Raw genomic sequence first — 6,517 nt, 5'->3', positions numbered from 1 at the left:
TCGCTCACCAGTGCATTCGCCGCGGGCTACCCGCTGGCGTGGTTGGGGCCATTGGTGGTGTTGCTGGTCTGGCGCTTCGGCGGTGTGCACGGCCGCTGGCTGGCCGGCGTGGTCGGCCTGGCTTCGATGCTGGTCGCGGGCAGCATCGCGGTGGTGGCGATGTACATGGCACTGTTCGCGCAGGCCAGCGCGATCTGACTGGCGTCACGCTTGTGCCACGGCAATCGCCCGCGTTTGGCTCAGTATTTCTACTGGGTCGCCGCCACCGACGGCAGCGGCAGGGCCGCTGCACGCCGGCCGCTCAGCTCACTCAAAGCGCCAGCGCAGCCCTGCATACACGCCGCGCCCTTCACCGGGCGTCGAGCGGGCCACGTCCTTGCCGGCATCGTTGTAGCCGGGCGTCACCGTGGCCGCGTAGTGGCGGTCGCCGATGTTGCGCAGCTCCGCCCACGCCTGCCAGCGCCCGTTGGGTGCGTCGAACCCGATGCGGCTGCCGAAGATCGCGTGGCTGTCGGCGCGGAAACTGTTGGCGTAGTCCACGAACATCGTCGAGGCGTACTCGGTGTTGAGCGCGGCGTAGAAGCCGGTCGGGTGGTCGTAGCGCAGCTCGGCCTGGTAGTAGTGGCGCGGCAAGCCCGGTAGTCGATTGTTGCCGAACAGGGCGTCATGCCGGTAGCGGAAGTCACTGAAGGTGTACGTCTGGCGCAGCGACAGGCGGCCATCGCGGCCTTCCCACAGCGTGCTGTCCAGCCCGGCTTCCAGGCCACGGTGTGTGGTGGGACTGGCGTTGTTTTCGGCCACGAACAGGTTCGGTACCGGCATCACCTCCACGGTGAGCAGCTCGTGCAGTACCCGCGCGTAATAGCCGGTCAGCTCCCAGCGGCCGAGCGCGCTGTCGCCCCGTGCACCCAGCTCCAGCGTGGTCGCGGTCTGGTTGTCCAGCTGCACGGGCGCGCGCTGGCGACCGGTGGAGGCACCGTTGCCGGCGCCGAAGTACTGGTTCGAGCCCCAGATCATCGACCACGGGTGCGCCGGCTCCACCGAGCGGCTCAGGTTGCCGAGCCACTGCACCTGCGGCGTCTGTTGCCAGGTGAAGCCCAGGCGCGGCGCGTAATCCCACTGCTGCTCGCGAAGGCGTTCGGGGGTGGCCGGCCAGGTGACCTGCACATCGCGGCGGGTGTTGATCAGCGCCAGCCCGGTCTGCAGGTGCAGGGCATCGGTGAGCGCCAGATCGTTGCCGACGTGAAGCGTGCTGTCGGTGCCGTGGTGCGAAAAGTCGCGCGTGTGGGTGCCGGCGGCATAGCCGTTGCTGGCAAAGCGCAGGGTCTCGCGCACGTCTGCATCGAGGTCGTGGGTGACGCGCAGGCCGAGCGTGGTCACGCTGTCGCGGCCGAACAGTACATGCCGGTGGCGGTAGTCGAGCGTCGCGTTGAGGTTGCTGTAGTCCAGCTGCTGCCGGTACAGGCTCTCGTTCAAGTCCATCGGGTAGGTGTGGTAGACCAGCCCGGCCTGCAGCGAGGACGCCTCATCGATCTGCCAGGTGGTCATGTTGCCGATCCAGGTGCTGCCCGGCTGCGGACGGCGTGCATCGATGGCCAGGTTGGCCGGATTGGCCGCGCGCGGGTCGTTGCGTATCTGGTCGCGGGTCAGGCGCCCGGGCGTTTCGTGATTGGTCTCGCGGTAGCGCACGAAGAAGCGGGTTTCCAGCTGCGGGGTGATCTGCCAGCCAAGGTTGGCCATCGCACCCTTGCCGTCGCCGCTGGCATGGCGCTGGTAGCCGTCGAACTCGGTATCGGTGTAGGCGAGGTAGTAGTCGACATCGCCGCTCACGCCGCCGTAGCCGACGCTGCGCTTCTGGTAGCCACGGCTGCCGGCTTCGTACTGCAGCTCCAGCCCGGCCGAATCGCGGCCGCTGCGGCTGATGTAGTTGATCGCACCGCCCAGTGCCAGCGCACCGCGCTCGAAACCGTTGGCGCCACGCAGCACCTCTACACGGCTCAGCCACAGCGGTTCCAGCAGCTCGTACGGCGTGCCGCCAGGGCCGGTCAGCGGCAGTCCATCCAGCGACACCGAAATGCCCGACGCATGCGCGCCCGGCCCACGGTTGATGCCCGAGCCACGGATGGACACCTTGGCGCCTTCGTTGCCGGGTGATTGCGCGCTGATGCCGGGCTGGTAGGCCAGCACATCGGCGCTGGTGGCCAGGCGACGGTCGGCGTTGGTCAGGTCCACCACGTTGCCGGCACCGGGCACGCGCTTGAGCGCCGCGCGGACCTGCTCGGTCTCGCTGGCGGCAGTGACGTTGACGGCGTCCAGGGTGGTCGCCTGCGGGGCGGCATGGGCGCTGGCCGACAGCGCGAGGGCGACCGCCAGGGAGATCGGGCAACGGGTAGGACGATACGACTGCAAGGGCATGGGGAGGCTGTAAACTAAAAAACTGGCGCGCAAGTTAACAGGTGCGGCGCCGCCCGTCACCCGTCACGACCGTATGGCCATCGGCCGGCACCGGCCCCGGGTAGAGCCGAGCCATGCTCGGCTGCACGTCGTCCCGCCGGTTGAACGTGCACCAGATCGACGGAAATCCGCAGCCCTCAGCCGCGACAGGCGGGAAAGCGACTGCAGCCCATGAACATCTCGCCGGTTCTGCGGTTGCGACCCTCCACCAGCGGCGCGCTACAGCGTCTGCAGGGTCGCGATGCCAGCGGAGGCCACAAGTCAGCGAAGCGGGAAAACCAGCAGCGTGGTGAAACCAGGCGCGCGGCACCGACGATGGCGTATGAGGGCCATTTGACCAGGGGGTCGAGAAGACCTCGTTGCTTGCGTCCCATGCATTCCCTGGCCTGCGCGTCTGTCCATTTCAGGGCCGAGCGGGCCCGACGCCAGATGCCGGCTTGCCCATCGCGCGCGATCTCGCGTAGAGCGTCTCGGCGATTTCTTTGTCACCGAGCGCGGCATGGCAGTCGGCCAGGCTGTCCCACACATTGGCCGAGTCCGGATACAACGCGCTGTTGAGGGTAAACACCTTCAACGCCGGGCGCGCGCCCAGATTTTCGCGGATGGCGTAACCGGTGGCGTTGATTACGCGCTCGCGCTCGTCGTCGGGGATACCGCTGTCATCGCGCAGCCATGCTCGGAGCGCCGTCTCGGCGCCGGCATTGCTGTCCAAGGCATAGCCAATCAATCGTTCGGACAGCACGGCATGCGGGAACGCCTGTTGTGCCGCCACGGCCATCGTGCTGTCCACCAGCGTGCTCGACCACACGTTGCGGGCGCTGCCATTGGTGAAGTACACGAACACCCAGTAGCCGTCGGCCAGCGTGCCCTTGTAGGCGAGGCGGGCGCGGACCCGGGTACCACCATCGTGGCCGACCTGGGTGTAGCCGTCGTTGCGGTTGCTATCCCAGCCGCTGGAGAAGAAATTGACGCCGCCGTCGGCCAGTGTCTGCGGCTGCCACAGCGCCTCCAGCGTCGCCGGTCGCAACAGCTTGCCGGTAGCCAGGGCCTGCAGGAACCGGTTCATGTCGCCCACGGTGGTCTGCAGGTCGGCATGGCCCCAACCGTAATCAGGCCAGGGTTGTTCATTGGCCTGGTGCAGTTGACCGTGTTCGCCGATGTAGGGCGCGGCAACACGATCGTGCGGTACGCCTGCCTGCCCGAGCCAGGTGTTGCGCAACTTCAACGGCTGCAGGATGCGCTGGCGCGCGATGGCCGGATAGGGCTTGCCGTAGTGCGCTTCGAGAAGGGCGGTGAGCACGAGGTAGTTGACCTGGGTGTAGCGGACCTGGCTGCCGGGTGCGAACTGCATGGGGGCCGCGCCGGCCACGGCCAGGGCTGCGGCGAGGGTCGGCGCGAGCCCGTCGTAGCCCTTGCTGATCAGACGGTCGCCCTGCCGGTCGTAGTACTCGGCCACCCCGGAGCTGTGGTTGAGGAAGTCGCGCACTCGGATCGCCTGCCACGGCGCGGGCAGGTTGGGTACGTAACGACTGGCGGGTGCGTCCAGCGCTACCTTTCCTTGTTCCACCAATTGCATCACCAGCGTACTGGTGAACAGCTTGGCGACTGACTGTGCGGCGAAGACGGTATCGACGGCGGCTGGGGCGTGGGAGGCCGGGTCGCGCTCACCACTGGCACCCTCGTAGACGACCGCGCCGTTGTGCGCGACGAGTACCGCCTGGCCGGCGATGCCGTAGCGTTCGCGGTTGGTCTGCAACTGCGCGTCGAGTTGGGAAGACAAGGCCACAGGGGCTGCCGACACGACAGCCGACAGAAGGCAGAGCAAGATCATTGCAGCGCGCAGAGGACGGATCATGGTGCGCTCGGACACGGAAGTACGCACGACACTTGCCTCATTGGTTGCAAGCGCCAACTCTGGTTGGACCTGCGGCGCGGGTCAAGGGCCAAGCGTTGGGGCGGAGGCGCTTGACCGCCGGGCCCCACCTGCCGTTGGCCGATGCACATCCGCATTATGCGGTGATGGAGTACGGGTAAAGCGCAGCCACCCATGGGGTGGCTCTACCGGGGGAGGTCCCGCCAGGTAGAGCCACCCCACGGGTGGCTGCACGCAATGCCCGATCAAAGCGCAACCACCCACGGCGCAGCTACGCCGCGATCCCCGGCAGGTCACGACGTTGGTCGGAACGCCGCTCGATCAGCCCAGAATCCCCGGCAGATCCAGCCCCTTTTCTTTCGCGCATTCCACCGCGATCTCATACCCGGCATCGGCATGCCGCATCACGCCCGTGGCCGGGTCGTTCCACAGCACGCGCGCGATGCGCTTGGCGGCCGCTTCGGTGCCGTCGCAGACGATCACCATGCCGGCATGCTGCGAGAAGCCCATGCCCACGCCACCGCCATGGTGCAGTGACACCCAGGTGGCGCCGCTGGCGGTATTGAGCAGGGCGTTGAGCAACGGCCAGTCGGAGACCGCGTCCGAACCATCCTGCATGGCTTCGGTTTCGCGATTGGGCGAGGCCACGCTACCGCTGTCCAGATGATCGCGGCCGATCACCACCGGTGCCTTCAGTTCGCCGCTGGCCACCATCTCGTTGAAGGCCAGGCCGAGCCGGTCACGGTCGCCCAGGCCAACCCAGCAGATGCGCGCGGGCAGGCCCTGGAACTTGATCTTCTCGGCGGCCATGTCCAGCCAGCGGTGCAGGTGCGGGTTGTCCGGAATCAGCTCCTTGACCTTGGCATCGGTCTTGGCGATGTCCTCCGGATCGCCGCTGAGCGCCACCCAGCGGAACGGGCCGATGCCCCGGCAGAACAGCGGGCGGATGTAGGCGGGCACGAAGCCGGGGAAATCGAACGCGTCTTCCACGCCTTCTTCCAGCGCCATCTGGCGCAGGTTGTTGCCGTAGTCCACGGTGGGTACGCCCAACGCGTGGAAGGCGAGCATGGCGCGGATGTGGTTGGCCATCGATTCGCGCGCGGCCTTCTCCACCCCCTTCGGTGCCGACACTCGCTTGTCGTCCCATTCCTCCACGGTCCAGCCCTGCGGCAGGTAGCCGTTGACCGGGTCGTGCGCTGAGGTCTGGTCGGTCAGCAGGTCCGGCTTGACCCCGCGTACCAGCAGCTCGTCCAGCACGTCGGCGACATTGCCGAGCAGGCCCACCGAGAGCGGCTTCTTGGCGGTGCACGATTCCTCGATCAGGCGCAGCGCCTCATCCAGGTCGTCGGTCCAGGTGTCCAGGTAGCCGGTCCGCAGGCGCATTTCGATGCTGCTTTTGCGGCATTCCACCGCAAGACACGAGGCACCGGCCATCACCGCAGCCAGCGGCTGCGCGCCGCCCATGCCGCCCAGCCCACCGGTGAACAGCCACTTGCCGGCCAGGCTGCCGTTGTAATGCTGGCGGCCCATCTCCACGAAGGTCTCGTAGGTACCCTGCACGATGCCCTGCGCACCGATGTAGATCCAGCTGCCGGCGGTCATCTGGCCATACATCGCCAGACCCTTTTTATCGAGCTCGTTGAAGTGGTCCCAGTTGGCCCAGCGCGGCACCAGGTTGGAATTGGCGATCAGCACACGCGGCGCATCCACGTGGGTGCGGAACACGCCCACCGGTTTGCCCGACTGCACCAGCAGGGTCTGGTCGTCGTCCAGGCGCGTGAGCGTTTCCACGATGGCATCGAAGCTCTCCCAGTCGCGCGCGGCGCGGCCGATGCCGCCGTACACCACCAGTTCCTGCGGGCGTTCGGCCACGTCCGGGTGCAGGTTGTTCATCAGCATGCGCAGCGGCGCTTCGGTCAGCCAGCTCTTGGCGGTGAGGGTGGTGCCGGTGGGCGCGATGATGGTGCGGGTCGGGTCGTTGCGGGTCATGCGGCGCTCCGGTTCGTAGCGAATGCAAGGCAGGCGTTGAGCACCTGCGCCAGGGTGTGGCGCAGCGGTGCGGCGTGGTCGGGGTCGAGCGGGGTGGGCCAGCTGTGTTCGTCCACCTGGTCCGGGGCCGGCTCGTGCATGTAGCCACGGCAGGCCAGCTCCATCTGCAGGCTGTGAACGCCAGCGGGGATGCCGCTGTAG

The 6,517-nt window shown here is 67.5% G+C and carries 4 protein-coding genes and 1 pseudogene; 1 reads left to right on the top strand and 4 read right to left on the bottom strand.

Annotated elements, in window-relative coordinates; translation table 11 throughout:
* A partial coding sequence (locus AC1DQP_RS14760; protein ID WP_478051886.1) for a hypothetical protein occupies positions 1-198 on the top strand: 198 nt, incomplete at its 5' end.
* 108 nt (positions 199-306) lie between these two features.
* Here AC1DQP_RS14760 and AC1DQP_RS14755 read toward each other — a convergent pair.
* From AC1DQP_RS14755 to AC1DQP_RS14740, 4 genes and pseudogenes are all read right to left on the bottom strand, one after another.
* Positions 307-2,415 carry a TonB-dependent receptor family protein gene (locus AC1DQP_RS14755; protein WP_457319622.1) on the bottom strand — a complete coding sequence of 703 codons (2,109 nt, stop codon included), beginning with the start codon at positions 2,413-2,415 and terminating at the stop codon, positions 307-309.
* A gap of 442 nt (positions 2,416-2,857) precedes the next feature.
* On the bottom strand, positions 2,858-4,309 hold the full coding sequence (locus AC1DQP_RS14750) for a serine hydrolase domain-containing protein (RefSeq protein WP_478051885.1): 1,452 nt from the start codon (positions 4,307-4,309) through the stop codon (positions 2,858-2,860).
* 339 nt (positions 4,310-4,648) lie between these two features.
* Positions 4,649-6,316: a urocanate hydratase gene (gene hutU / locus AC1DQP_RS14745; protein ID WP_478051884.1), complete on the bottom strand. Its 1,668-nt coding sequence runs from the start codon at positions 6,314-6,316 to the stop codon at positions 4,649-4,651.
* Positions 6,313-6,517 (bottom strand): annotated as a pseudogene (locus AC1DQP_RS14740) (N-formylglutamate deformylase); the annotation flags it as partial. The pseudogene AC1DQP_RS14740 and the gene hutU, both read right to left, overlap by 4 nt.

The organism is Stenotrophomonas sp. P5_A8, from assembly GCF_056400545.1.
Note: the sequence above shows the minus strand (reverse complement) of the source record. Positions and strands in the feature narration are given on the sequence as shown.